Source organism: Bradyrhizobium altum, from assembly GCF_020889705.1.
In the GTDB taxonomy this organism is placed as follows: domain Bacteria; phylum Pseudomonadota; class Alphaproteobacteria; order Rhizobiales; family Xanthobacteraceae; genus Bradyrhizobium; species Bradyrhizobium altum.
On record NZ_JACMYP010000114.1, the window covers coordinates 1 to 20,652 of the forward strand.

The following is a 20,652-nucleotide window of genomic DNA, read 5'->3' on the forward strand; positions in this document are numbered from 1 at the left end:
CGACATCTCGCTCGCCGGCGAGCATCATGCCGCGTCCGCCGGCACCGTCGGCGCGATCCCGATGGCCGACATGATCACCGCGTTCCGCTACGTGTTCGGCGCCGCCGCCGTGCTGTTGACCACGGCGTCCATCTGCATGATCACGATGGAAGAGCGCCCGCTCGCCGGTCCGGCCGCGCAGCCGGTCGAGATGGCGGAGTAGGGCGCCTTTATCCCTGGCGTCGTCCTGGCGAAAGCCAGGACCCATTACCCCAAATGCGAATTGTTGCGCGACGCTGGGGCAACGATCCTTCCGACAACCAAAGCCGGTGGCTATGGGTTCTGGCTTTCGCCAGGACGACGGTGAGGATGGTTCTCGTCGGGCAACTCAGCGATCGGCACCCGCGCTGTTATTCCCCGCTGCCTCAAATTTATTCAGCCGGTGAGCGCCGACCCACTACTTTAGTTGTCGTCCATGCATGGCGATCTGCGCGCAGTTTCACTTGCTGCGTATTTTGTCGCAGCTATAGTCCGGCCCCAAGAGCTCGAAGCAGCCGAACAAAAAGAGGAGAGAAACAGGGTGAAAAGAACATCGCGACTGCCTGTTTATGCGATGCAGCAACTTGCCGGAGCGGCCGTGTTGGGCCTTTTGGCAGCCAGCCCCGGCGGCGCGCTGGCGGCTGACACCCTCAAGATCGGCGTAATCGCCGAAGCGCAGGCGATTGCCGGGGCGTCGATCCCGCAGGCGGCGCAACTCGCCGCCGACGAGATCAACGCCAAGGGCGGCATCGACGGCCGCAAGATCGAAATCGTCTCTTACGACAATCACTCGTCCTCGGCGGACTCGGTGCGCGCATTCCAGCGCGCGGTCAACGAAGACAAGGTCAACGTCGTCATCTCGAGCTACATCAGCGAAGTGGTGCTGGCGCTTGAGCCTTGGGCTTCGCGCCTGAAGACCCCGTTCGTCACGCCCGGTGCGGCCTCCAACGAGATCAGCAAGAGCGTCCACGCCGACTACGAGAAGAACAAGTACACCTTCCACGGCTATCTGACCTCGGCGGCGCTCGCCCTGTCGGTCTGCGACGCCGCCAAGGAGCTGCTGGTCGATCAGAAGCACATGAAGACCGCGGTCATCATGAGCGAGGACGCGGCCTGGACCAAGCCGCTCGACGTCGGCTACGAGGAGTGCCTGCCGAAGATCGGGCTCAAGGTCGTCGACCATATCCGCTTCTCGCCCGACACCACCGACTTCACGCCGATCTTCAACAAGGTCGAAGCCGCCAAGCCCGACGTCATCATCACCGGCATCTCGCATGTCGGCGTGCAGCCGACGGTGCAGTGGAAGAACCAGCAGGTGCCGATCCCGATGTTCGGCATCTCCTCGCAGGCGACCAACGAGACCTTCGGCAAGGACACCAACGACGCGGCGGAAGGCGTGCTGTATCAGGGCGTGTCGGGCCCGAACGTCGCGGTGACGCCGAAGTCGGTGCCGTTCGCGGAGGATTTCAAGAAGCATTACGGCAACTATCCGTCCTATGCGGGCTACACCGCCTATGACGAGGTCTACTACATCGCGGATGCGGTGAAGCGCGCCGGCTCGGTCGAGGCCGACAAGATGGTCGATGCGCTGGAGAAGACCGATTGGGAAGGCACCATCGGGCGCGTCCAGTTCTACGGCAAGGACGATCCGTTCACCCATTCGATCAAGTACGGCAAGGGCCTGATCACCGGACTGATGCTGCAGTGGCAGGGCGGCAAGCAGGTCGCGGTCTGGCCGAAGGAGGTCGCCAAGAGCGATCTCAAGTTCCCGAGCTTCATCAAGCTCACCACGAACTGATCGATGATCATGCTCCCGGCGTCCTCCACAACAGGCAGCCCTGCTGCCGCGGCCGATATGAGATGCTTGCCTTACAAATCCTGATCGATGGCTTTGCCATCAGCGCGCTCTATGCGCTCGGCGCCACCGGCTTCACCCTGATCTTCGGTGTCTCCGGCGTTCTCAACCTCTCCCACGGTGCCATCATGGTGGCCGCAGCGGTCGCGGCCTGGGCCGCGGCGAGCGTGCTGCACCTCGACATCTACTCCGGCGCGTTGTTCGGTGTCGGCGTGGCGTTGATCATGGCGTTCGCGACCTATTTCGCGGTCGTGAAGCCGATCCAGAACTCGAGGCGGATCCCCAATGAGGAGAAGGAAATCTTCGTCCTCACCGGCACCCTGCTGTGGGGCATCATGATCCAGGAGCTGATCGCCTATTTCTTCACCAACAATGCCAAGACGGTGCTGCCGATCGTCGAGGGGGTCGTCGATATCTTCGGCAACCGCACGCCGCGCAACAATATCTTCACCGCGCTGGTGTGCTGCCTCGTGATCGGCCTGCTGTGGCTCTTGGTGAACCGCACTCGTACCGGCAAGGCGGTGCTGGCGGCCTCGATGAACCCGCGCGGCGTCACCTTGCTCGGGCTCGAACTCACCCAGATCTACATCGTGGTGTGGGGCATCTACGGCATCCTGGCCGGCATCGCCGGCGTGCTGCTCGGCATGTTCTTAGGCGTCAGCTCCTACAGCGTCGGGCCGCTGACCGCGAGCGCGTTCTCGATCGTGGTGCTCGGCGGCCTCGGCAGCGTCTCCGGTTCGCTGATCGCGGCCTTCGTCGTCGGCTATCTCGAGACCATCACGGCCTACATGATCTCGCCGGCTTACCGCACCATCCCGGCGCTGCTGCTTTTGGTGTTCGTGATGTATATCCGGCCCCAGGGCCTCTTGGGGAGGCGCTGAGATGGCCAACTTCTTCTCCTCGCGCCTGTTCTTCATTTCACTGGTCTGCGTGGTGGTTGCCGCGACGCTGCCGCTCTATGTCTCGGGCTACATCCTCGGCCTGCTCACCGTCGCGTTCTATTTCGGCGTGTTCGCGATGGCCTGGGACCTCTTGTTCGGCTTCGCCGGCGAGGTCAATTTCGGGCCGACCTTCCTGATCGGCACCGGCGCCTACACCGCCGGCATTCTCAACAACCAGTACGGCTGGTCGGTCTATGTCTGCATCCTGCTCGGCGCGCTGGCGTCGGTGGTTGCGGGCTTCGTGCTGGCGCTGCCGGCGCTGCGGGTGAGGGGACCTGTATTTCGGCCTCACCACGCTGGTCGCGGTGCTGATGCTGCAGAACTTCATCGTGGTGTTTGCTGACCTGACCGGCGGCGAGATCGGTCTCACCATCCCCGATGTCATCACCATCAATGCCGGCGCCAATTACTGGATCGCGCTCGGCTTCATGACCATCAGCGCGGCCATTCTGTATGGCCTGTCGCAATCGCCCGTCGGCCTCGTGCTGCAGGCGAGCGGGCAGGACCCTGTGCAGGCCGGCGCGCTCGGCTTCAACATCGTCAAGCACAAGCTCGCGGCCTTCATCGTCAGCGCCTTCTTCTCGGGACTGTCGGGGGCGCTCTTGGTGTTCTACTTCGGCACCGCCTCGGTCGGCACCGTGGTCGACGTCGCGGTCGGCGTGAACGTCATCGTGTCCGCCGTGCTCGGCGGCCGGCGCACGGTGCTGGGCGCGGCATTAGGTGCGATCTTCCTGATCGTGGCCGGCGAATTCCTGCGTCCGACCGGCGAACTCGCAACCTTCATCGTCTCGGCGGTGGCGCTGCTCGTCGTGCTGTTCTTCCCCGGCGGTTTCCTCGGAGCGGCCCTGTCACGCGAGGCGCGCTCCTAAATGGATCAGATTGTGACCACCACTCCGACACTTGCAGTTCGCGGCCTGACCAAGCGGTTCGGCGGCCTGACCGCGGTGAAGAATCTGAGCTTCGAGCTGCGCCCCGGCGAGATCCTCGGCCTGATCGGGCCGAACGGCTCGGGCAAGTCGACCGCGATGAAGAGCGTGATGGGCATCGAGCGCCCGACCGCGGGCGAGGTGCTGTTCGACGGCGAGAACGTGGCCGGGCTGCCTGCGCACAAGATCGCGCGCAAGGGCTTTGGCATGGTGTTCCAGCACTCGCGGCCGCTGAACCGGCAGACCGTGCTCGAGAACATCATGGTCGCGCTGCTGCCCGACAGCCTGTTCATGCTGTTTCCCGACAAGGCGCTGACCGAGCGCGCCAAGTGGATCGCCGAGCGCGTCGGCCTGGGGGCGGTGATGGATCGCCGCCCGCCGACATTGCCGTTCGCCGATCTGCGCCGGCTTGAGCTGGCGAAGGCGATCGCGCGCGACCCGAAGGTGGTGCTCGTCGACGAGCCCTTCGCTGGCCTCACCAGCGCCGAGGTCGGGGTGTTCTCGCAATTGATCCGCAGCTTCCGCGACGAGGGACGCGCGGTGATGCTGGTCGACCACAACGTCAAGAGCGTCGCCGCGCTGGTCGATCGCGTGCTCGCGATGTATCTCGGCGAGGAGATCACGACCGGCCGCGCCGAGGACGTGATGAAGAACGAGACCGTGCGGCGGGTTTATCTCGGCGGTGCGATCGAGACCCACGCGCGGCCAGAGACCTCGTTCAAGGACAAGGTGCCGCTGCTGCAGGTCGAGAATGTCAGCGTGCATTACGGCAAGGCGCAGGCGCTGGAGAACGTCTCGATCCACGTCCATGAGGGCGAGTTCGTCTCGATCGTCGGCCTCAACGGCGCCGGCAAGACCACGCTGTTCAACACCATCTCGGGCTTCCTGCCCTACACCGGTGAGATCCTGCGCGGCGGCGAGAAGCTGCGCGGCACGGGCCCGGCCAAGATCGCCCGCTCGGGCCTCGTGCAATGCCCGGAATCGCGCGAATTGTTCGGCGAGATGACGGTGCGGGAAAACCTCGACCTCGGTGGCCAGCATCTGGACGATGCGGCGAGGGCCAAGCAACTCGCCTGGCTGTTCGAACTGTTCCCGATCCTGAAGGAGCGTCAGGGCCAGATGGCGCAGACGCTGTCCGGCGGCGAGCAGCAGATGCTGGCGATCGGCCGCGCGCTGATGATGCAGCCGCAGATCCTGATCCTGGACGAGCCGACGCTGGGGCTTGCGCCGGTGATCCTCGAATTGCTGTCGAAGGCGCTGGAGAAGTTGCGCCAGACCACCAAGATCACGGTGCTGCTCGGCGAGCAGAACGTGACCTTCGCGCTTCCGCATGCCGATCGCGTCTATGTGCTTGAGCACGCGCGGATCGTCTGGGAGGGCGATCCGGGCCGGTTCGCCACGGAGGCCGGCAAGGACTTTCTCTGACGCTCAAAGTTTGAAGAATAACAAAACAAGCAAGGGAGATCATGATGCCAGCATATTCAACCGCTACCCGCGTGAGCCTGTTGGCCTCGGCGCTCGCGCTGTGCCTCGCGGCGCCGGCCTATGCGCAGTCCAAGGACCCGATCAAGATCGGAATCATCGCCGAGGTGCAGTCGATCGCGGGTGCCGCAACCCCGGGCGGCGCGCAGATCGCGGCCGACGAGATCAACGCCAAGGGCGGCGTGATGGGCCGCAAGATCGAGATCGTCACCTACGACAACAAGAGCTCGTCGGCGGATTCGGTGCGCGCGTTCCAGCGTGCGGTGAGCGAGGACAAGGTTTCGGCCGTGATCGCGAGCTACATCAGCGAGGTCGTGCTGGCGCTGGAGCCGTGGGCCTCGCGGCTGAAGATGCCGCTGATCACGCCCGGCGCCGCCTCGAACGAGATCACCAAGGCGGTTCACAACGACTATGAGAAGAACAAGTACACGTTCCACGGTTACCTGACCTCGGCCGCGCAGGCGCAGCTCGTCTGCGACGCGGCCAAGGAGCTGCTGGTCGACCAGCTCAAGTTCAAGTCGGTGGCGATCATGAGCGAGGACGCGGCGTGGACCAAGCCGCTCGACATCGGCTACGAGGCCTGCCTGCCCAAGGCCGGCCTGAAGGTCGTCGAGCACATCCGCTTCTCGCCCGACACCACCGACTTCACGCCGATCTTCAACAAGATGGAGGCCGCCAAGCCCGACGTGATCGTCACCGGCATCTCCCATGTCGGCGTGCAGCCGACGGTGCAGTGGAAGAACCAGCAGGTGCCGATCCCGATGTTCGGCATCAGCGCGCAGGCGCTGAGCCCGACGTTCTGGGGCGACACCAACGGCGCGGCCGAAGGCGTGCCCTCCCTCGCGGTGGCGACGCCCGACGTCGCGGTGACGCCGAAGACAAAACCGTTCGCGGCCGCCTTCAAGGCCAAGTTCGGCACGCCGCCGGCCTATACCGGCTACACCGCCTATGACGAGGTCTACATCATTGCGGAAGCGATCCAGCGCGCCGGCTCGACCGATCCGGACAAGATGGTCAGCGAGCTCGAGAAGACCGACTTCGATGGCACGATCGGCAAGATCCAGTTCTACGGCAAGAGCGACGAGTTCACCCACGGCATCAAGTCCGGCCCGGGCGCCGTCACCGGCCTCGTGTTCCAGTGGCAGGGCGGTAAGCAGATCACGGTCTGGCCGAAGGCGATCGCGGAAGGGAAGCTGAAGTTTCCGGATTTTGTGAAGCTGTCGCAGTAATTGCGGCGCTAGCCATCGCGAGATGAGCAGGGGCGGTCACGCGGTGGCCGCCCCTTTTGCTATTTGCGCGTCGGCGGTGCCGTCTGGATCGTCGGCGCGGCGGCCGCAAGCAGTGCGGCGCGATCGCCGCTGCGCGGCGGATAGATGCGCTGCTGGTTGATGGTCTGCTTCGTGAGCTTGGCGGCGGCGCCCGTGGTGTGCACCTCGCGGTCCCAGCCGGTGGTGTAGAGCGCGCCCCAGGCGCCGAGATCGAGCACCGTCACATACCAGTCGATATTGAGCGGCAGCAGCTTTTCGCCGAACAGATCCGCGACCACATTGTGCCCGGCAAAGCGGCCCATCGGCCGCGCGAACTGGCACGACATCACGGTCGGATGCTCGCCATCGATCAGGCAGGCCGCAACGTCGCCGGCGGCGAACACGCCATCGATCCCCTCGACGCGCATGTAATGATCTACAGGGATGCGGCCAAGCGCGTCGCGCTTCACCGGCAGCAGAGTGGCGAGGAGGCTCGCGCGCATGCCACCGCACCACACCACGGTCGCGGCCGAAATGATCTCGCCGCTATCAAGCGTGATGCTGTCGGCGCCGACGGCGCTGACCCTGACGTTCAGCCGCGTCTCGACGCCGAGCGCGGCCAGCGCCTCGTTGATGACGGGACGGCCATGCGCCCCGAACGTCGCGCCGACCACCGGATTGGGATCGATCAGGATGATGCGGTGATTGCCGGCGATGCCGGCGTGCGCGAGCTTGGCCGGCATCTCGGTTGCGACCTCGATCCCGGTGAAGCCGGCGCCGACGACCGCCACCGTCGCGCGGGCCGGCGAGGGCGGCTGCTTGCCGAGCGCGGCAAGATGCGCGTTGAGGCGCGTGGCTGCTTCGAAGGTGTCGACATCGAAGCCGTGTGCGGCTAGGCCTGATATCGCGGGGCGGACCAGCTCGCTGCCGGTCGTCAGCACCAGCCGGTCGTAAGTCAGCGTGTCCGCGCCGGAGCCTGTCTTGACGACGACCTCGCGCTTGGCCGGATCGATCGCCGTGACGTCAGCCACCCTATGCCCGACGTCGACCGGATCGAGCAGGTCCTTGAGCGGCAGCGCGACGTCGCCGAGATCGACCTCGTAATTGCGCACCCGGATGTTGTGATAGGCATTGCGATCGACGACGAGGATCTCGGTGTCCGCCGCCCGCACGCCGATCTCGTCGCGCTTGCGGGCCGCACCAAGCGCAGCCCACAGACCGGCAAAGCCGGCCCCCAGCACCAGGATGCGCGCCATCTCTCCCTCCGATCCTCTCGCGGAGAGAGCTTGCCTGCGCAGGCGAGGTCAAATCAAGTGGGTGAGGGGCGTGTGAGGTGCCTCACGTCCCCGGCCGCGACACCTCGGTCTCCTTGCTGGTGATGAATTCCAGCAGCACAGGCACGCCTTCCCTCGTCTTCTGGATGCCGCGCTTGATCGCGGGGATGATGTCTTCGGGCTTGGTCACCCGCTCGCCATAGCCGCCGAAGGCGCGGGCCATCGCGGCATAATCGCCGGAGATGTCGGTCGAACGGTATTTCTCGGTCGAGATCGGCATCACCTTCAGTTCGATCGCCATCGAGAAATTGTTGAGCAGGATCGACATGATCGGAATCCGCTCGCGCACCGCAGTCTCGAAATCCATCCCCGTGAAGCCGATTGCGGCGTCGCCCCACACATTGATGCAGAGCTTGTCCGGCTTTGCCAGCTTGGCGCCCATCGCGAGGCCGAGACCGTAGCCGAGCTGCGTGGTCTTGCCCCAGCCGATATAGGACAGCGGCTCGACCGATTTCCAGAACGGCGAGAGCTGATCGCGCGGGCTGCCGGCGTCGTGGGTGATGATGGTGTTGTGGATGTCGACGGTGTGCTGCAGATCCCACAGCACACGGTAGGGATTGAGCGGCGCATCGTTATGCGTCAGCTTCGGCATCCACTTGGCGAGCCATTCCTTGTGGGAGGCCGCGATCTCCTCCGTGACCGCGCTGGCGTTGCGGTCCGCGGTCACGGTCTTGCCGATCTCCTCCAGCAGCGCGTCGAGCACGAGGCCGGCGTCGCCTACGAGGCCGATCCTGGCCTCGACATCCTTGTTGATGTGGTTCGGATCGAGCGTCGAATGGATGATGGTCTTGCCCTTCGGCATTGCGATGCCGAACGACGTCTCGGTGAAGGAGCAGCCGATCCCGAAGATCACGTCGGCTTCGGAGAGGAATTTCGGCACCGCACGCGGCACGGCAAGGCCGCCGGAGCCGAGCGACAGCGGATGTGTCTCCGGAAATGACGACTTGCCGCCGAGGCTCGTGGTGACCGGGATCGCGAGCCGCTCGGCGAGGCGCTTCAGCTGTGGCCAGGCTTTTGCGTAATGCACGCCCTGGCCGGCATAGATCACCGGACGCTTGGCGTTGACGAGCAGGGCTGCGGCTTCCTTCACATGAACGGGATCGGCGCCGTAGCGGGTGCGCAGCACCGGCGTGTAGTTCAGGGGCTCCGGCACCTCCTCGTTCCACATGTCGGCGGGGATCTCGACGATCACCGGCCCGCCGCGGCCGTTCTTCAATTTGGTGAAGGCGCGGCGGAAGATGTTGCAGACCTCAGCGGCGATGTTGATCGGCTCCGAGGATTTCGAGAACGCCTTCATCGCCTGGCTGGAATTGAAGTTCGGATCGATGTTGGCAAGCCGGCGCGCATAACCCATCGGCAGCACCAGCACCGGCACGGATTCGCCGTAGCATTGCGCGACGCCGCCCATCGCGTTCTCGGCGCCCGGTCCGTGCTGCATGCAGAACGCGCCGATCTTCTCGCCCGAGGTGACGCGGGAAATCGCGTCCGCCATGTGCACGCCGATGCGCTCCTGGCGCACCATCACGGGGCGGATGTCGGCACTGGCGGCGTACTCGATCAAATGGTTGACCGGGTAGCCCGTGAGGATCTCGATCCCCTCGCGCTTCATGATTTCCGCGATCGCGGTGCCGAGCTTCATGACGGTCACTCCCTTGGATGCGGCCGGTTCGTTCCGGCCTCGTTGTCGTCCTGTCCGATAAAGGAACAGGATTCCGCCGCGAGGGTAAAGCGCCGCCGGGGCCGGATCAGGTAGTCCTGATATGCGTTTACGCCCAATCGCGGCTCGCCGCCTCGCGCTGCGAGGTCAGGTGCAGGCAGAACTAGCAGCGAGTTTCTCTGCAACCTTTAAGCGATCGTTCATCGTGTCCATCAATGGGCCGTCAACCAATGTGGCCTAGTTTTGCTGGCATATTACTACGGCGCGGGAGAAAAAGCCGCGGGCGTCGGACAGGAGCTTTTCATGCGCGCGCTGCTTGCAAGATTTCTGCGAGATGACGTCGGGGCTACGGCGATCGAATACGCCATCATTGCCGGCGGCATCAGCATCGTGATCGTCGCCGGCGTCAGAGGCATCGGCACCACTGTGAGCGGCCAATTCACTGCCGTCAGTTCGGCATTCAAGTAAGCGTCACCGGACACGCTTCACACTTTCTGATTCAGTCGCCTCCGCCGCCTCCATTCAACGCGCGCAGCATCGCGATGCGCGCGAACATCAGCCAGCCGGCACCTCGTTCTCCCGCATTGATCAGATGCTCAACCGGAACCGCCAGCGCGCCTGCTGCTGGGAGTCCTCCGATACTTTGATGATGTAGCCGGCCGCCTGCGGCAGCGCCGCGACCTCAGCCCGCCTTCTTCCTCGCCGCGGTGTTTTGCGCACGCGCGGGCTTCTCGGCCTTCTTCGGCTCGGGCTTGACGGCCTCCTTGGGCTCGCGCTTGCCGCTGCCCGAGATCGGCAGCAGCATCTCGCGCTGGCCTTCGATGCGCTTCTTCGGCTTCTTGCCCTTCGCCGCCTTTGTCTCGGCCTTGGCGGGCGCGGCCTGCTTCTCGTTGGCGAGGCTCTTCTTCAGCGCGTCCATCAGGTTGATGACATTGCCGCCGGCCTTCGCCGCGGGCTTGGCGATCTTGATGCCGTTGCGCTTCTGGTTGATCAGGTCGATCAGCGCCTGCTCGTAGCGATCCTCGAAATCCTCCGGATCGAACTCGGCGGACTTCTGCTCGACGATGTGCTTGGCAAGATCGAGCATGTCCTTGGTGATCTTCACATCCTGGATGTCGTCGAAATATTCCTTCTCGCTGCGCACCTCATAGGGGTAGCGCAACAGCGTGCCCATCAGCCCGTTGTCGAGCGGCTCGAGCGCGATGATGTGCTCGCGGTTGGTCAGCACGACGCGGCCGATCGCGACCTTGTCCATGCTGCGGATGGTCTCGCGGATCACCGCGAAGGCGTCGTGGCCGACCTTGCCGTCGGGAACGAGATAATAGGGGCGGATCAGATAGCGGCTGTCGATCTCGCTGCGCGGCACGAATTCGTCGATCTCGATGGTGCGGGTCGAATCCAGCGCGATGTCGTCGAGTTCTTCCTTGGTGACCTCGATATAGGTGTCGGTGTCGACCTTGTAGCCCTTCATGATGTCGTCGGTGGAGACTTCCTCGCCGGTCTCCGCATCGACCTTGGCGTATTTGATCCGGTGGCCGGTCTTGCGGTTGATCTGGTTGAAGGAGACCTTCTCGGTATCCGACGTCGCCGGGTACAGGGCAACCGGGCAGGTCACGAGCGAAAGGCGCAAAAAGCCCTTCCAGTTGGCGCGGGGGGCCATAGGGAAAACTCCGATTACGCAACCGACGGAACGATCGAGGATAACACCGGGAACCCCGGTTTGAAACAACGCGGCTCGGTGAATCTGGCAACGGCGTTAACCGTGGCCTCGAGCCTGCGCCCGTTTGACGCGGCGGCTGCGTTGTCCGTTGGACAGCCGTCAAGCGGCCCGGAACATCACACGCGTTGGCCTTCAGAAGGGGGCGGCAATCGCCGGAATTTCAGGCACTTAACCAATGAGGTCGCCATGGCAACGGAACAACACGGTCAGATCATCGAAACCCCGACCGAGGCGTGCCAGGCCGAGCCCGGACCATCGGTTCTCGCGCTGCTCACGGCTTCCACCGGGCTCGCAGTCTTGATCCCCGGAATTGTCTGGTTCGCCGTTTTCCGGGTGTGACGCTGCGATCGCGCTCTCCCGCATGCGAGGTCTTGATTGTTAAACTGAGACACACCCAGAGCGGCCACCATGCGCTTGCGGGGTGTGCGGTCGATCACGCCTGCATCTCGCCACGGCCGTCGCGCGTGCGGTCGCAGGGCAGTCGCCGCATGGCATTCTCTTGCTCGGCGATTGGTTTGACGCGCGACGCGCATCCGCGGCGCAGATCGCGATATCACGCAACTGAAAATTCCGGCGCGCGGACTGCTGAGGTCGCGGGAGCCGATCGCTGACCATGTCACGCGGAATTTTCTTGAGCCAAGACTTTGTCAGCCAAGACTTTGTCAGCCAAGACTTTGTCAGCCAAGACTTTGTCAGCCAGGACGTGAGCCAGGAATCGTCTTCGATGGCCCGCGCTTTCACGAGATCTTGTAGCCGAGATCTGTGACGTGCGAAGCGAATTGCTGCCGTGACGCGTCATGAGATCATCGAAATTGGCTGCTAGCTGATTTGAATCAGATGCGTCTTGAGCTTGAGATGTTCTATCCGCAAGAAGAAAAAAACTCGCTGTTGGCGCGCCTCAAGGAGAAAAGCGTTTCAGGTGTCTTCGTCGGACTGACGCTGCTGGCGATGGCGGGGTGGATTTATCTGCTCAGTTCGATGTTCCTGAAATTCATGCTGTGGTGGTTCTCCTGAGCGCGAGAACAACCGATGTGGGCGCCGGGTCATTGTTGCGCCGTTCGATTGCACAAAAAATTCCAGCGGCTGAACATTCTTTCGGCGCGCGCAATCATGATGTCGTCACAACTCCGAATGTTAATAACATCCGGTTTAACTTGGACGAATGTGATGCTTTCTCCTGTCCTCATCCTTGCGGCGGCGTTCATCGCCGGCTTCTTCTCCGGTTTCGCCGCGCGCTCGTGGCGATCGCGCAAGCGCCGCGCGCAATATCGGATCTATGCGCCGTATGTGGCGCCGCCAGCCGCCAAATCGGCGAGGCGGGAACAGCCGCTCACCGCATTCGGCCACATGCGCCGCGCGTTCTAGCGGGCTAGCTCGGCAGAGGTAGCGCGACAGTGGCGTGAGTTGGGGTTGGCGGGCGACATGCAATCGGCCATCTTGTCTTCGTTGCGGCAGCCGGGCTGGGTTCGCGTGCCGGCGGGGTGTTGCCGTTGGCCCGCACATCGTGAGGGAACTTGCACGCATGAGTGATCTCAGGGGGCATTCGCCAAGGCGGTATGTCGTCGATGTCAGTGGACGGCGCGTGCTGGTCGGCCTCACGCTTGAAGAGACGTCGGAATTCGAAGGACTGGACGCCTCCCTGCCGGTGCTGGGCGGGGAAGCCCACGGTGCGGAGCTGATGCCGTCAGCCGTCGAGGGACGGTGGGTCGAGCTCTATGACAAGCACGACAAGGCCTGGATCAAGTGGAAGGCCGACCTGAGGGCCGGGCAACAGGATAATTCACTCTTTTTTAACTAAGACCGGGCGATTTTGAGCGATATTGCCTGAGTGGGCCCGAACCGGATACTGACAGATGTTTCAGCTGTTTCTGCGGGCTCGCGCGCATGACCTGATCAGGTCGCGGCGGAGCGAGGAAGGTTTCAAGGCACGCTCGGCCGATCGCGATGCCGAGACCGATCGCGCCCGGATCGGATCGATCATGGCCGCGATCGAGGCCGCGTTGCAGGCCGCCGAAAGCGAGCAATCCGGCCTTGGCCGCCGCGTCGACGATGTTCTGGCCCGCGCGGCGGTGACGCTGGGCAACGGCACCGACGAGTATCTGGAACGCGAGGCGCTTGACAACTATCATCAAGACCTGTTTGACGCCGAGATATCCAACGGCCAGCGTCGGCTGAAGGAATTGGCGACCGAGATTGCGCACTTCAAGTTCATGAAGGCCGCGGTACTGAGCCGCTTTCCGGACTACAAACCTCCGGCCGCCAGCAACTGACGCGCCCCGCGGCCGCAACGCGAAGCCAGACGCTGCGGCCCGCGCCTGACGGCGTATGCGGCCTGGTCCGGCGCAAGGCGAAAGGCACAGGCGAAACGTGGTGATCGCAGGAAATCTACTCGTCACGGGCTGTGCCGGCTTTATCGGCTTCCATCTGGCGGAGCATTTGCTGCGGGCAGGGCAGCCGGTCATCGGCATCGATAATCTGAACCAGTACTATGATCCGGCGCTCAAGCACGCGCGGCTCGATCTGCTCAAGCAGCACCGTGGCTTCACCTTCCTGGAACTCGACCTCGCCGACCGCGCCGGGATGAAGGCGCTGTTCGAGCGCTATCGCTTCGAGGTCGTGGTGCATCTCGCTGCCCAGGCCGGCGTGCGCTACTCCCTGCAGAACCCGCATGCCTACCTGGATTCCAATCTGGAGGGCTTCCTCAACGTCCTCGAGGGCTGCCGGCATACTGCGTGCCGGCATCTGCTGTTTGCGTCGTCATCGTCGGTCTATGGCGCCAACACCAAGCTGCCGTTCTCGGTCCACGACAACGTCGATCATCCGGTCAGCCTGTACGCGGCTACCAAGAAGGCCAACGAGCTGCTCGCCCATTCCTACAGCCACCTCTATCGCATCCCGACGACGGGGCTGCGGTTCTTCACCGTCTATGGGGCGTGGTATCGGCCGGACATGGCACTCTATGCGTTCGCGGACGCGATCACCAAGGGGAAGCCGATCCAGTTGTTCAACAACGGCAACATGCGGCGCGACTTCACCTATGTCGATGACGTGGTCGAGGCGATGGTGCGGCTGATCGGCCGCGCGCCCGAGGGCGACGTCAACTGGTCGGGCGTGCATCCCGATCCGGGTTCGAGCAAGGCGCCGTGGCGCGTCTACAATATCGGCAACTCCAGGCCGGAAGAACTGATGCATGTGGTCGCGCTGCTCGAGCAGGGCTTCGGCCGGCAGGCCGAAAGGCAGTTGTTGCCAATGCAACCTGGGGATGTCCTGGAGACCTCAGCCGATGTCTCCGATCTGGAGCGTGAAATCGGCTTTCGGCCGCAGACGCGGATCGAGGACGGCATTGCCAAATTTGTCGCCTGGTATCGGGCTTATCACAACGTCGATCGGACGTAGTGCGCTCGTTAGCGAATTCCGGCTCGAGAAAAACCTGGCGCGGGGCGGAACGGAGTGCGGCACTGAGAGTTATCAGTGGTTTTGCGTTCGCGTCAGCCGTGATCATCATGTCCAGTGCAATCGTTCCGGCGCACGCGATCGACGCCCAGGTCGCACGCGCCCGCGATGCCTTGGTCGCGAGGGCGTTTCCGCCGCGAGAGCCCGGCAATCCTGCTTCCGGCAGCGCGAGGGGCGGGGCGAGGGATCAGCGCGACTATTTCAACACATGCGTCGCCAATGGCGGCAAGATGGGCGACCACACGCCTCCCAAATCGAAATAGCGCGCGATCGCGACGCGCGTTGCGAATTAGCGATGCTTATGGCGGTTGGTCGAATCCGCTGCTGTCCGCCGTGGCAATCGTGCAAGCGCATGTGAGAAAGTGAAGGCATTTCGCTGCCTCTGATGAAGCCGAAATGCCTCATTACCGCTCATTACCGCTCATTTCGAATTCGAATAGCGTTGTCGCATTCGGCCAGGTCGAGGTGGATATCTTGCATGATCGAACGTGTGGCGTTGATTCCATCCGCCGCATCGTCAGGGCGGATCAGAATGCTCAGATCCGCGGCCTCGATATCCGAAACGGATCGAAATATTCTGCGATCAATGCAGACGACGCGGTGTCGGTTCGCTGCATCCATGCTGCTCGGTTCAACCTGTTATGCGCGGCGAAAAAACTGATTGATCGAAAGCAGCAGATTTAGTGTGTGCACGCCGTGTGTGGTGGAATATCTGGTTCGAGGCTGGAACACCTCATCACGTCCCGAGCCATTGACGCGGCGACATTGTGATAGCCGGCAGGCGTGTCGCCGGTTTCGACGGCGATCGCTGCGATCAACGATCGTCAAATGATTTCATGCTCTTGCTCGCGCCTCCTGGTCAGTGCCAGCTGCGCTCTTTGGCCGCGTGCCGCGTCGCTGCCGCTGACATCCCATCGCGACGACACATATAAGGCCATCGATCGAACGTTTCGCGATCAGGTTGTGGAACCTGGTTGAGAAAATTTAACGCGGAGCCACGTTCGTCGCAAACCTGCCCCATTAACCGCATTCCATGTGCGTGAGCTAAAACTCTGTCATTGAAACTTCAATCACATCGCTCATACCCTTAACCGCAGAGCGAGGGCGCGCCATGAAGCAGCACAAAGTACAACATTCGCATCAGCCAATCGAAGAGGCGTTGCTCGCGACCAATCAATCGCTGCGCAACGAAGTCGTTGCGCTGATGCTTGATATCGCCGCGTTGCGTGAAATCCACGAGCGCCCAGCCGCGTCTCGTTCGTTCGGCATGTCGCGTGAGCAGAACGCCCCGCGTGTCGCATTGCGCCGGGTTCACCACAGCTGAAGTCCGTCAGCCTATTTCTCACTGAGCAGAATTTGCGGCCACGTCCAAGCCAGTCCGGCGAGGATGTCGGCGCCTGCTGCTATGGACAATTCAATTTTAAATTGAATGTTGTCCCGCCCGATCTTCGTTTTGGGCGATCTGGCTCGATCTAGCTGTGGTTGCCGTGGACAATTTGTGGTCGTGAGGGCAGGCAGTCAGTGCTCTTGCCGCACCGGCTTGTGCGCCACGACGTAGGACAGGCGCTCGCGCAGGATCCACGTCTGCAACACCAGCTCGACGGCGGTGTGCCGGAGCTCGGAATTCTCCGCGACGAGGCGTTCCAAGGCGTCGGTCGCCTCGCTGGACGCGGATTGCTTCCCCTCGAAGACCTTGAGACGCGCCATAGTGTCGATCCTCGTAAAATGTGTCGATCAGAGGCTGGCTCTGACAAGCGTCAGCACAGAATAGTTCGCGGATTGTCGGGCGGTCGTGGTTCCGCCTGATGGCCTCGGGTGGGAAAGCGCCTAATTGATAATTCGCGGATCGAGCTGTGAGTGTTGGGTTTCCTGAAAATGATCCTCAAATATGTTGAAACTCTCGTGGCACCTAACATCTTAGTAACTACCGTTGCGCGTGCGTGCCCGCAAGCTGCCGGACGCGAAGGTCGCGGGATTAATTTGTTAGAATGTTGTGAAACTCTCGCTTGACCGGCGGCGTAGATATCGCGGAGAGGCATGGCGCACTCACAATCTGTCGCAGGACCGATTGGATGTTCTCATTTGCTTCTCATTCGGGGATGCAAACGGTGCGCCAGTTATCCAGATCAAATTGTCATGCGCAGAAAGTCGTATAACTTTTTCTGTGAGGTCGCCTTACGGTAGGAATATTGCTCGTATATTCCGGTAAACACCTTGCAGCTTCGGTGTTTCTTCGCACAATGCGGCGTTGCCGACGGCAAGTTCGAGGCTCCCGAAGGCCCCCCGGGAAATCCTCAATTTGAATTTCCTGTTGCATTTACATAGCTTATAGGCCATGCGATGATTGCTAATCTAGGGGGCAATGAGATGACCAATGAGGCGTCATTCAACTGACGAGATCAGTTCCAAGGTCAAACAAGCCGAGGAACTCATGGCGCGGGGGCAGTCACAAGCCCAAGCGTGCAAGGTGCTGGGCGTTAGCGTGATGACATTTCACCGCTGGCGCAAGCAGGAGGCTGCACGCGGCCATCACCCGAATGGCACTGTGACCGAGCTTGCCGCTCGCGCAGATGATCGAGATGGTATTCCCCACGTCCACAACCGTATTGACGAATTGCGGCTGGAAAATGAACGGCTGCGCCGGATTGTGACCGACCTGCTGCTCGAGAAAATGAAGATCGAGGAGAAGCTTGCGCTCAGATCCAGCGGCGGGAACGGTTTGCCCCGCCGTGGTGAAGTCCAGAGCTGACGTAAGCTGACCCGCTAGTGGATACGCGAGGGCCTGGGAGCCAGCAGCAGCTGGTCGCTCAGATGCGCTTTCTCTGATCTTGCGCGCAGCTCCTCGAGGATCGGACGCAGCCTTGCCTGTGCGAGGTCCAGACCGTTGACAATGTCCTGATTGGGCATTTCGGCTGGAAAACGGGCCGAACGCAGCTTTGTTTCGACCGCCTTGACCAGCAACTCGACGTCGTCGCGGTGCTGGCCGGCGACCAGTTCGGCGCCCATCAGGCGGATGAGATGGAGGAGGGCCAACAGCGCGGCCTCGGTTTCGCCGGCCGATGAACTCATGGAAGCTCTCTGCCTGATATTGCCGGCAGGTCTTGCGAGCTCACGACCTGCCTGATATTAAACATGTGAATTGTTAACACGAATGTTAATTCCCGATGACGGACCTTTCGGACGCTCGAATAGCGAAGGTACCGGTTAGCTTCGGCGCCTTCTCGTTCGCTTTTGCCTCGCTCGAGGCGTTTGCTGTCGTCTTCGAGATGATCATCGTGGTGCTGTCCAGCATCATCGGCGGCGCGGCCTATCACCTGTTTTACTACCACACGGTTTATAGCAACAGCTTCGAGGGTTTTCTAGGGATCGGGGTCCTCGCCGCCATCCTTCACATGTTCGTGGCGAAGTCGCAGGGCCTCTACAATGCGCAGGTGCTGGCCGGTCTCGACCGGCGCTGGAGCAGCCTGCTCGGCGGGTGGCTGCTGGTGGTCCTGCTGATGACCCTGATCATCTTCCTTCTGAAAGTCGGCTCCGGCGTCTCGCGCGGGTCGGTGATGTCGTTTGGCGTGATCGGCGGCCTTGGGCTGGTGGCCGGACGGATGCTGCTGCAGGCGCCGCTGCAACGTGCGATCGACCGCGGCATGCTGGCGACGCGCCGTGCGGTCGTGGTCGGGATGGCGGACGAATTGTCCCGGGTGCGGCAATCGAGCCTGCTGCGCGATTTCGGCCTCAGCGAGATGCGACGGATCCAGTTGTCCGGCCTGTCCGACAACGCGGGCGACCGCGCCGCCGTCGCGTCAGCCATTCGCGCGGCACGGGAGTGCGGCGCCCAAGAGATCATCCTGGCGATGCCCTGGCAGCAGGAACCGCGCATCCAGTTCGTGTGCGATCAGCTGCGGGCGTCACCGCTGCCGGTGCGGCTGCTGCCGGATCGGACGGCGGAGCGGTTCCTGGCGCTGCGGATGGTGGCGTCTGGCCCGATACCGACGCTGGAAATGCAGCGCTCACCGCTGACCTCGGTCGAGCGTGCCGGCAAGCGGCTGTTCGACATCGTGGCATCGAGTGGCCTTCTGGTGCTGTTCGCGCCGCTTTTGCTCGGGACGGCGATTGCGATCAAGCTCGACTCCAGGGGGCCGGTCCTGTTCCGGCAGCGCCGCAACGGGTTCGACGGCAAGCAATTCACCATCCTCAAATTCCGCTCCATGCATGTGCTCGAGGACGGCGATGTCATCACGCAGGCTCGCGCGAACGATCCGCGGCTGACCGGGATCGGCGCCACGCTGCGCCGCCGCAGCATCGATGAGCTGCCGCAGCTGGTGAACGTGCTGCGCGGCGACATGTCGTTGGTCGGGCCGCGGCCGCATGCGCTGGCGCATGACGACAAATATTCGAAGCTGATCGCAAGCTACGCGCAGCGCCAGCACGTCAAGCCGGGCATCACCGGTCTCGCACAAGTGCAGGGACTGCGCGGCGCGACGCCCGCGATCGAGGACATGCAGCTGCGCGTCGCGCACGACCTCATCTACATCAAGAGCTGGAGCTTCGTGCTCGACCTGCGGATCCTGCTGCGCACCGTCGGCGCGGTGCTGCGGCACAAGGGAATCTAGCGGGTCGGGCATCCGGCGGCTGCCCGCGTGCCGGCGCGCGCTACTCCGGAATGCTCTGGCCGGCGTCCTTGAATTCCGCCTCGATGGTGCGCCGGTTGGCATCGGTCGCCACGCGATAGGCCTGGCCGAGCGCGCCCTTCAGCTCCGGCGCACGGGTGAGGATCAGGCGGATCTGCCGCTGCAGCAGATCGACCAGCTCCACATCGCGCGTCGTGTCGACCTGCGCCAGCAGGATCAGCCGCGGCGCGATCAAGTCGCTGCGGTTGAAGCCGGTGTAGTAGGACATCTTCAGCGCCTTCGATGCGGTCGGGTTCAGCCAGTCGAACCGCCCGGTCGCCGAGGCGAGGCCGAACCAGCCGCCGGCGTCCATCGGCGAGAGCCGAAGCGCGCGGGTGAAGGCGGCTTCGGCCGCCTCGGGCGAGGTCTGCAATTCGCTCCAGCCGTCGGCGAGCCACAGCTCGCTCCTGACCACGCCGACATCGGCGGCGAGCCAGGGTTTGCCGCGCAATGCATCGGCGGCCAGCCACCAGATCGACAACGCCAGCGTCGCGGCGCCGATCGCTGCCGCGGCCGGCACGAAGGCCGGCGACAGCTGACGTGCGTGACGCCGGGGCGCGTCAGCCTTCGCATCAGCCATGGCGCGCTGCCCGGTTGCCAGTCATCAGCAGGGTTCGCCGCGCGCCCTCCAGCTTGACGCAGGTCAGGCGGCCCGTCGCATAGGCGCCGGTGTCGACATTGATGCGGTTGCGCAGCAGCTCGGCCTCGTGCACCGGCGTATGGCCGTGGACCACGACCTTGCCGAAATCATCTTCCGACACCAGGAAGTCGTCGCGGATCCAGAGCAGATCTTCCTTGCGCTGTTGCTTCAGCGCGAGCCCGGGCCTGACGCCGGCATGCACGAAGAAATAGCGGCCGCAGGAATAGGTGATCGGCAACGAGCGCAGGAAGGCGAGATGGGCCGGCGGCATCTGGCGGACCAACTGCCTGGCGAGCGCCCTGCGTTCCGCGGCGTCGGGATTGAGCGAGGGCGTCAGTCCATAGGACATCAGCGTCTGCAGGCCGCCAAATTGCCGCCATTGCGCGAGCATGTCGGGATTGACGAGAAACTCCAGCAGGCAAGCCTCGTGATTGCCGAGCAGGCAGACCAAACTGTGGGTCCGGCGGCGTTGATCGAGCATCGCGATCACATCGCGCGAATCCGGTCCGCGATCGATGTAGTCGCCAAGGAAGACCTGGATCGGCCGCGCCGGCCGGAACTTGCGGATATCGGCGTCGATCCGTGCGCAGATCTCGTGCAGCAGGTCGGCGTGTCCGTGGATATCGCCGACGGCGTAGATGCAGGTCTCGTCGCCCTCGTCATGTTCGAGGTCGCCGGTCTGGCCGACCATACGCCGGAGGAGGCTGCGCATCTG

General features: G+C 63.1%; 23 protein-coding genes and 2 pseudogenes. 18 read left to right on the top strand and 7 right to left on the bottom strand.

What is annotated here, in order from left to right:
- The 6 genes and pseudogenes from H8B02_RS25220 to H8B02_RS25245 form a co-directional block, all read left to right on the top strand.
- Nucleotides 1-202, top strand: a pseudogene (locus H8B02_RS25220) (MFS transporter); the annotation flags it as partial.
- 390 nt (nucleotides 203-592) lie between these two features.
- On the top strand, nucleotides 593-1,816 hold the full coding sequence (locus H8B02_RS25225; RefSeq protein ID WP_229168774.1) for an ABC transporter substrate-binding protein: 1,224 nt from the start codon (nucleotides 593-595) through the stop codon (nucleotides 1,814-1,816).
- 62 nt (nucleotides 1,817-1,878) lie between these two features.
- Nucleotides 1,879-2,754, top strand: coding sequence for a branched-chain amino acid ABC transporter permease (locus tag H8B02_RS25230; RefSeq protein ID WP_092125194.1), 876 nt, complete (start codon nucleotides 1,879-1,881; stop codon nucleotides 2,752-2,754).
- Between the two features lies 1 nt (nucleotide 2,755).
- Nucleotides 2,756-3,683 (top strand): annotated as a pseudogene (locus tag H8B02_RS25235) (branched-chain amino acid ABC transporter permease).
- Nucleotides 3,684-5,165: an ATP-binding cassette domain-containing protein gene (locus tag H8B02_RS25240; protein ID WP_229168753.1), complete on the top strand. Its 1,482-nt coding sequence runs from the start codon at nucleotides 3,684-3,686 to the stop codon at nucleotides 5,163-5,165.
- Nucleotides 5,166-5,206: 41 nt separating this feature from the next.
- Nucleotides 5,207-6,451 carry an ABC transporter substrate-binding protein gene (locus H8B02_RS25245; RefSeq protein ID WP_229168754.1) on the top strand — a complete coding sequence of 415 codons (1,245 nt, stop codon included), beginning with the start codon at nucleotides 5,207-5,209 and terminating at the stop codon, nucleotides 6,449-6,451.
- Between the two features lie 59 nt (nucleotides 6,452-6,510).
- On the opposite strand, the gene H8B02_RS25250 is transcribed toward H8B02_RS25245, so the two are convergent.
- Together H8B02_RS25250 and H8B02_RS25255 are read right to left on the bottom strand one after the other, a co-directional pair.
- Nucleotides 6,511-7,725, bottom strand: coding sequence for an NAD(P)/FAD-dependent oxidoreductase (locus H8B02_RS25250; protein ID WP_229168755.1), 1,215 nt, complete (start codon nucleotides 7,723-7,725; stop codon nucleotides 6,511-6,513).
- Nucleotides 7,726-7,807: 82 nt separating this feature from the next.
- Nucleotides 7,808-9,442, bottom strand: coding sequence for a thiamine pyrophosphate-requiring protein (locus H8B02_RS25255; protein WP_229168756.1), 1,635 nt, complete (start codon nucleotides 9,440-9,442; stop codon nucleotides 7,808-7,810).
- A 321-nt stretch (nucleotides 9,443-9,763) separates the two neighbouring features.
- Between H8B02_RS25255 and H8B02_RS25260 the strand changes: the two genes are divergently transcribed.
- Nucleotides 9,764-9,928: a Flp family type IVb pilin gene (locus H8B02_RS25260; protein WP_092127042.1), complete on the top strand. Its 165-nt coding sequence runs from the start codon at nucleotides 9,764-9,766 to the stop codon at nucleotides 9,926-9,928.
- A gap of 214 nt (nucleotides 9,929-10,142) precedes the next feature.
- Here the strand turns inward: H8B02_RS25260 and ku are convergent, their stop codons facing one another.
- On the bottom strand, nucleotides 10,143-11,120 hold the full coding sequence (gene ku, locus H8B02_RS25265; protein ID WP_229168757.1) for a non-homologous end joining protein Ku: 978 nt from the start codon (nucleotides 11,118-11,120) through the stop codon (nucleotides 10,143-10,145).
- Between the two features lie 60 nt (nucleotides 11,121-11,180).
- Between ku and H8B02_RS25270 the strand changes: the two genes are divergently transcribed.
- From H8B02_RS25270 to H8B02_RS25310, 9 genes are all read left to right on the top strand, one after another.
- Nucleotides 11,181-11,519 (top strand): hypothetical protein, encoded by a 339-nt coding sequence (locus tag H8B02_RS25270; RefSeq protein WP_229168775.1) that lies wholly within the window; start codon nucleotides 11,181-11,183, stop codon nucleotides 11,517-11,519.
- A 516-nt stretch (nucleotides 11,520-12,035) separates the two neighbouring features.
- The gene (locus H8B02_RS25275) at nucleotides 12,036-12,194 is read left to right on the top strand and encodes a hypothetical protein (RefSeq protein WP_229168758.1); all 159 of its coding nucleotides are present in this window, start codon (nucleotides 12,036-12,038) and stop codon (nucleotides 12,192-12,194) included.
- 15 nt (nucleotides 12,195-12,209) lie between these two features.
- Complete coding sequence (locus H8B02_RS25280; RefSeq protein ID WP_229168759.1) at nucleotides 12,210-12,545, top strand: hypothetical protein; 336 nt, start codon at nucleotides 12,210-12,212, stop codon at nucleotides 12,543-12,545.
- A gap of 157 nt (nucleotides 12,546-12,702) precedes the next feature.
- Nucleotides 12,703-12,978: a hypothetical protein gene (locus tag H8B02_RS25285; RefSeq protein ID WP_092125201.1), complete on the top strand. Its 276-nt coding sequence runs from the start codon at nucleotides 12,703-12,705 to the stop codon at nucleotides 12,976-12,978.
- A 55-nt stretch (nucleotides 12,979-13,033) separates the two neighbouring features.
- Nucleotides 13,034-13,450 (top strand): hypothetical protein, encoded by a 417-nt coding sequence (locus tag H8B02_RS25290; protein WP_229168760.1) that lies wholly within the window; start codon nucleotides 13,034-13,036, stop codon nucleotides 13,448-13,450.
- Nucleotides 13,451-13,505: 55 nt separating this feature from the next.
- Nucleotides 13,506-14,576: an NAD-dependent epimerase gene (locus tag H8B02_RS25295; RefSeq protein WP_229168761.1), complete on the top strand. Its 1,071-nt coding sequence runs from the start codon at nucleotides 13,506-13,508 to the stop codon at nucleotides 14,574-14,576.
- Nucleotides 14,577-14,683: 107 nt separating this feature from the next.
- Nucleotides 14,684-14,896: a hypothetical protein gene (locus tag H8B02_RS25300; protein WP_229168762.1), complete on the top strand. Its 213-nt coding sequence runs from the start codon at nucleotides 14,684-14,686 to the stop codon at nucleotides 14,894-14,896.
- 133 nt (nucleotides 14,897-15,029) lie between these two features.
- Nucleotides 15,030-15,317: a hypothetical protein gene (locus H8B02_RS25305; RefSeq protein WP_229168763.1), complete on the top strand. Its 288-nt coding sequence runs from the start codon at nucleotides 15,030-15,032 to the stop codon at nucleotides 15,315-15,317.
- Between the two features lie 427 nt (nucleotides 15,318-15,744).
- Nucleotides 15,745-15,957, top strand: coding sequence for a hypothetical protein (locus H8B02_RS25310; RefSeq protein ID WP_176532503.1), 213 nt, complete (start codon nucleotides 15,745-15,747; stop codon nucleotides 15,955-15,957).
- 194 nt (nucleotides 15,958-16,151) lie between these two features.
- Here H8B02_RS25310 and H8B02_RS25315 read toward each other — a convergent pair whose 3' ends face one another.
- Nucleotides 16,152-16,340, bottom strand: coding sequence for a hypothetical protein (locus H8B02_RS25315; protein WP_212311040.1), 189 nt, complete (start codon nucleotides 16,338-16,340; stop codon nucleotides 16,152-16,154).
- Nucleotides 16,341-17,007: 667 nt separating this feature from the next.
- On the opposite strand from H8B02_RS25315, the gene H8B02_RS25320 reads away from it, so the two are divergent.
- The gene (locus H8B02_RS25320) at nucleotides 17,008-17,382 is read left to right on the top strand and encodes a helix-turn-helix domain-containing protein (protein WP_229168764.1); all 375 of its coding nucleotides are present in this window, start codon (nucleotides 17,008-17,010) and stop codon (nucleotides 17,380-17,382) included.
- Nucleotides 17,383-17,396: 14 nt separating this feature from the next.
- On the opposite strand, the gene H8B02_RS25325 is transcribed toward H8B02_RS25320, so the two are convergent.
- Complete coding sequence (locus tag H8B02_RS25325) at nucleotides 17,397-17,702, bottom strand: hypothetical protein (RefSeq protein ID WP_229168765.1); 306 nt, start codon at nucleotides 17,700-17,702, stop codon at nucleotides 17,397-17,399.
- Nucleotides 17,703-17,797: 95 nt separating this feature from the next.
- Between H8B02_RS25325 and H8B02_RS25330 the strand changes: the two genes are divergently transcribed.
- Entirely contained in the window at nucleotides 17,798-19,240 is a 1,443-nt protein-coding gene (locus tag H8B02_RS25330) for an undecaprenyl-phosphate glucose phosphotransferase (protein WP_229168766.1), read from the top strand.
- Between the two features lie 40 nt (nucleotides 19,241-19,280).
- Here H8B02_RS25330 and H8B02_RS25335 read toward each other — a convergent pair whose 3' ends face one another.
- Both H8B02_RS25335 and H8B02_RS25340 read right to left on the bottom strand, forming a co-directional pair.
- Complete coding sequence (locus H8B02_RS25335; protein ID WP_229168767.1) at nucleotides 19,281-19,877, bottom strand: hypothetical protein; 597 nt, start codon at nucleotides 19,875-19,877, stop codon at nucleotides 19,281-19,283.
- Nucleotides 19,870-20,649, bottom strand: coding sequence for a metallophosphoesterase family protein (locus H8B02_RS25340; RefSeq protein WP_229168768.1), 780 nt, complete (start codon nucleotides 20,647-20,649; stop codon nucleotides 19,870-19,872). The genes H8B02_RS25335 and H8B02_RS25340 overlap by 8 nt, the downstream gene beginning before the upstream one ends.
- Between the last annotated feature and the right edge of the window lie 3 nt (nucleotides 20,650-20,652).

Bases quoted from the DNA above. Each gene is read 5' to 3' on its own strand.
- H8B02_RS25225 (WP_229168774.1), top strand. From the start codon at position 593: ATGCAGCAACTTGCCGGAGCGGCCGTGTTGGGCCTTTTGGCAGCCAGC.
- H8B02_RS25230 (WP_092125194.1), top strand. From the start codon at position 1,879: ATGCTTGCCTTACAAATCCTGATCGATGGCTTTGCCATCAGCGCGCTC.
- H8B02_RS25240 (WP_229168753.1), top strand. From the start codon at position 3,684: ATGGATCAGATTGTGACCACCACTCCGACACTTGCAGTTCGCGGCCTG.
- H8B02_RS25245 (WP_229168754.1), top strand. From the start codon at position 5,207: ATGATGCCAGCATATTCAACCGCTACCCGCGTGAGCCTGTTGGCCTCG.
- H8B02_RS25250 (WP_229168755.1), bottom strand. From the start codon at position 7,725: ATGGCGCGCATCCTGGTGCTGGGGGCCGGCTTTGCCGGTCTGTGGGCT.
- H8B02_RS25255 (WP_229168756.1), bottom strand. From the start codon at position 9,442: ATGAAGCTCGGCACCGCGATCGCGGAAATCATGAAGCGCGAGGGGATC.
- H8B02_RS25260 (WP_092127042.1), top strand. From the start codon at position 9,764: ATGCGCGCGCTGCTTGCAAGATTTCTGCGAGATGACGTCGGGGCTACG.
- ku (WP_229168757.1), bottom strand. From the start codon at position 11,120: ATGGCCCCCCGCGCCAACTGGAAGGGCTTTTTGCGCCTTTCGCTCGTG.
- H8B02_RS25275 (WP_229168758.1), top strand. From the start codon at position 12,036: ATGTTCTATCCGCAAGAAGAAAAAAACTCGCTGTTGGCGCGCCTCAAG.
- H8B02_RS25280 (WP_229168759.1), top strand. From the start codon at position 12,210: ATGTGGGCGCCGGGTCATTGTTGCGCCGTTCGATTGCACAAAAAATTC.
- H8B02_RS25285 (WP_092125201.1), top strand. From the start codon at position 12,703: ATGAGTGATCTCAGGGGGCATTCGCCAAGGCGGTATGTCGTCGATGTC.
- H8B02_RS25290 (WP_229168760.1), top strand. From the start codon at position 13,034: ATGTTTCAGCTGTTTCTGCGGGCTCGCGCGCATGACCTGATCAGGTCG.
- H8B02_RS25295 (WP_229168761.1), top strand. From the start codon at position 13,506: ATGCGGCCTGGTCCGGCGCAAGGCGAAAGGCACAGGCGAAACGTGGTG.
- H8B02_RS25300 (WP_229168762.1), top strand. From the start codon at position 14,684: ATGTCCAGTGCAATCGTTCCGGCGCACGCGATCGACGCCCAGGTCGCA.
- H8B02_RS25305 (WP_229168763.1), top strand. From the start codon at position 15,030: ATGCCTCATTACCGCTCATTACCGCTCATTTCGAATTCGAATAGCGTT.
- H8B02_RS25310 (WP_176532503.1), top strand. From the start codon at position 15,745: ATGAAGCAGCACAAAGTACAACATTCGCATCAGCCAATCGAAGAGGCG.
- H8B02_RS25315 (WP_212311040.1), bottom strand. From the start codon at position 16,340: ATGGCGCGTCTCAAGGTCTTCGAGGGGAAGCAATCCGCGTCCAGCGAG.
- H8B02_RS25320 (WP_229168764.1), top strand. From the start codon at position 17,008: ATGAGGCGTCATTCAACTGACGAGATCAGTTCCAAGGTCAAACAAGCC.
- H8B02_RS25325 (WP_229168765.1), bottom strand. From the start codon at position 17,702: ATGAGTTCATCGGCCGGCGAAACCGAGGCCGCGCTGTTGGCCCTCCTC.
- H8B02_RS25330 (WP_229168766.1), top strand. From the start codon at position 17,798: ATGACGGACCTTTCGGACGCTCGAATAGCGAAGGTACCGGTTAGCTTC.
- H8B02_RS25335 (WP_229168767.1), bottom strand. From the start codon at position 19,877: ATGGCTGATGCGAAGGCTGACGCGCCCCGGCGTCACGCACGTCAGCTG.
- H8B02_RS25340 (WP_229168768.1), bottom strand. From the start codon at position 20,649: ATGCGCAGCCTCCTCCGGCGTATGGTCGGCCAGACCGGCGACCTCGAA.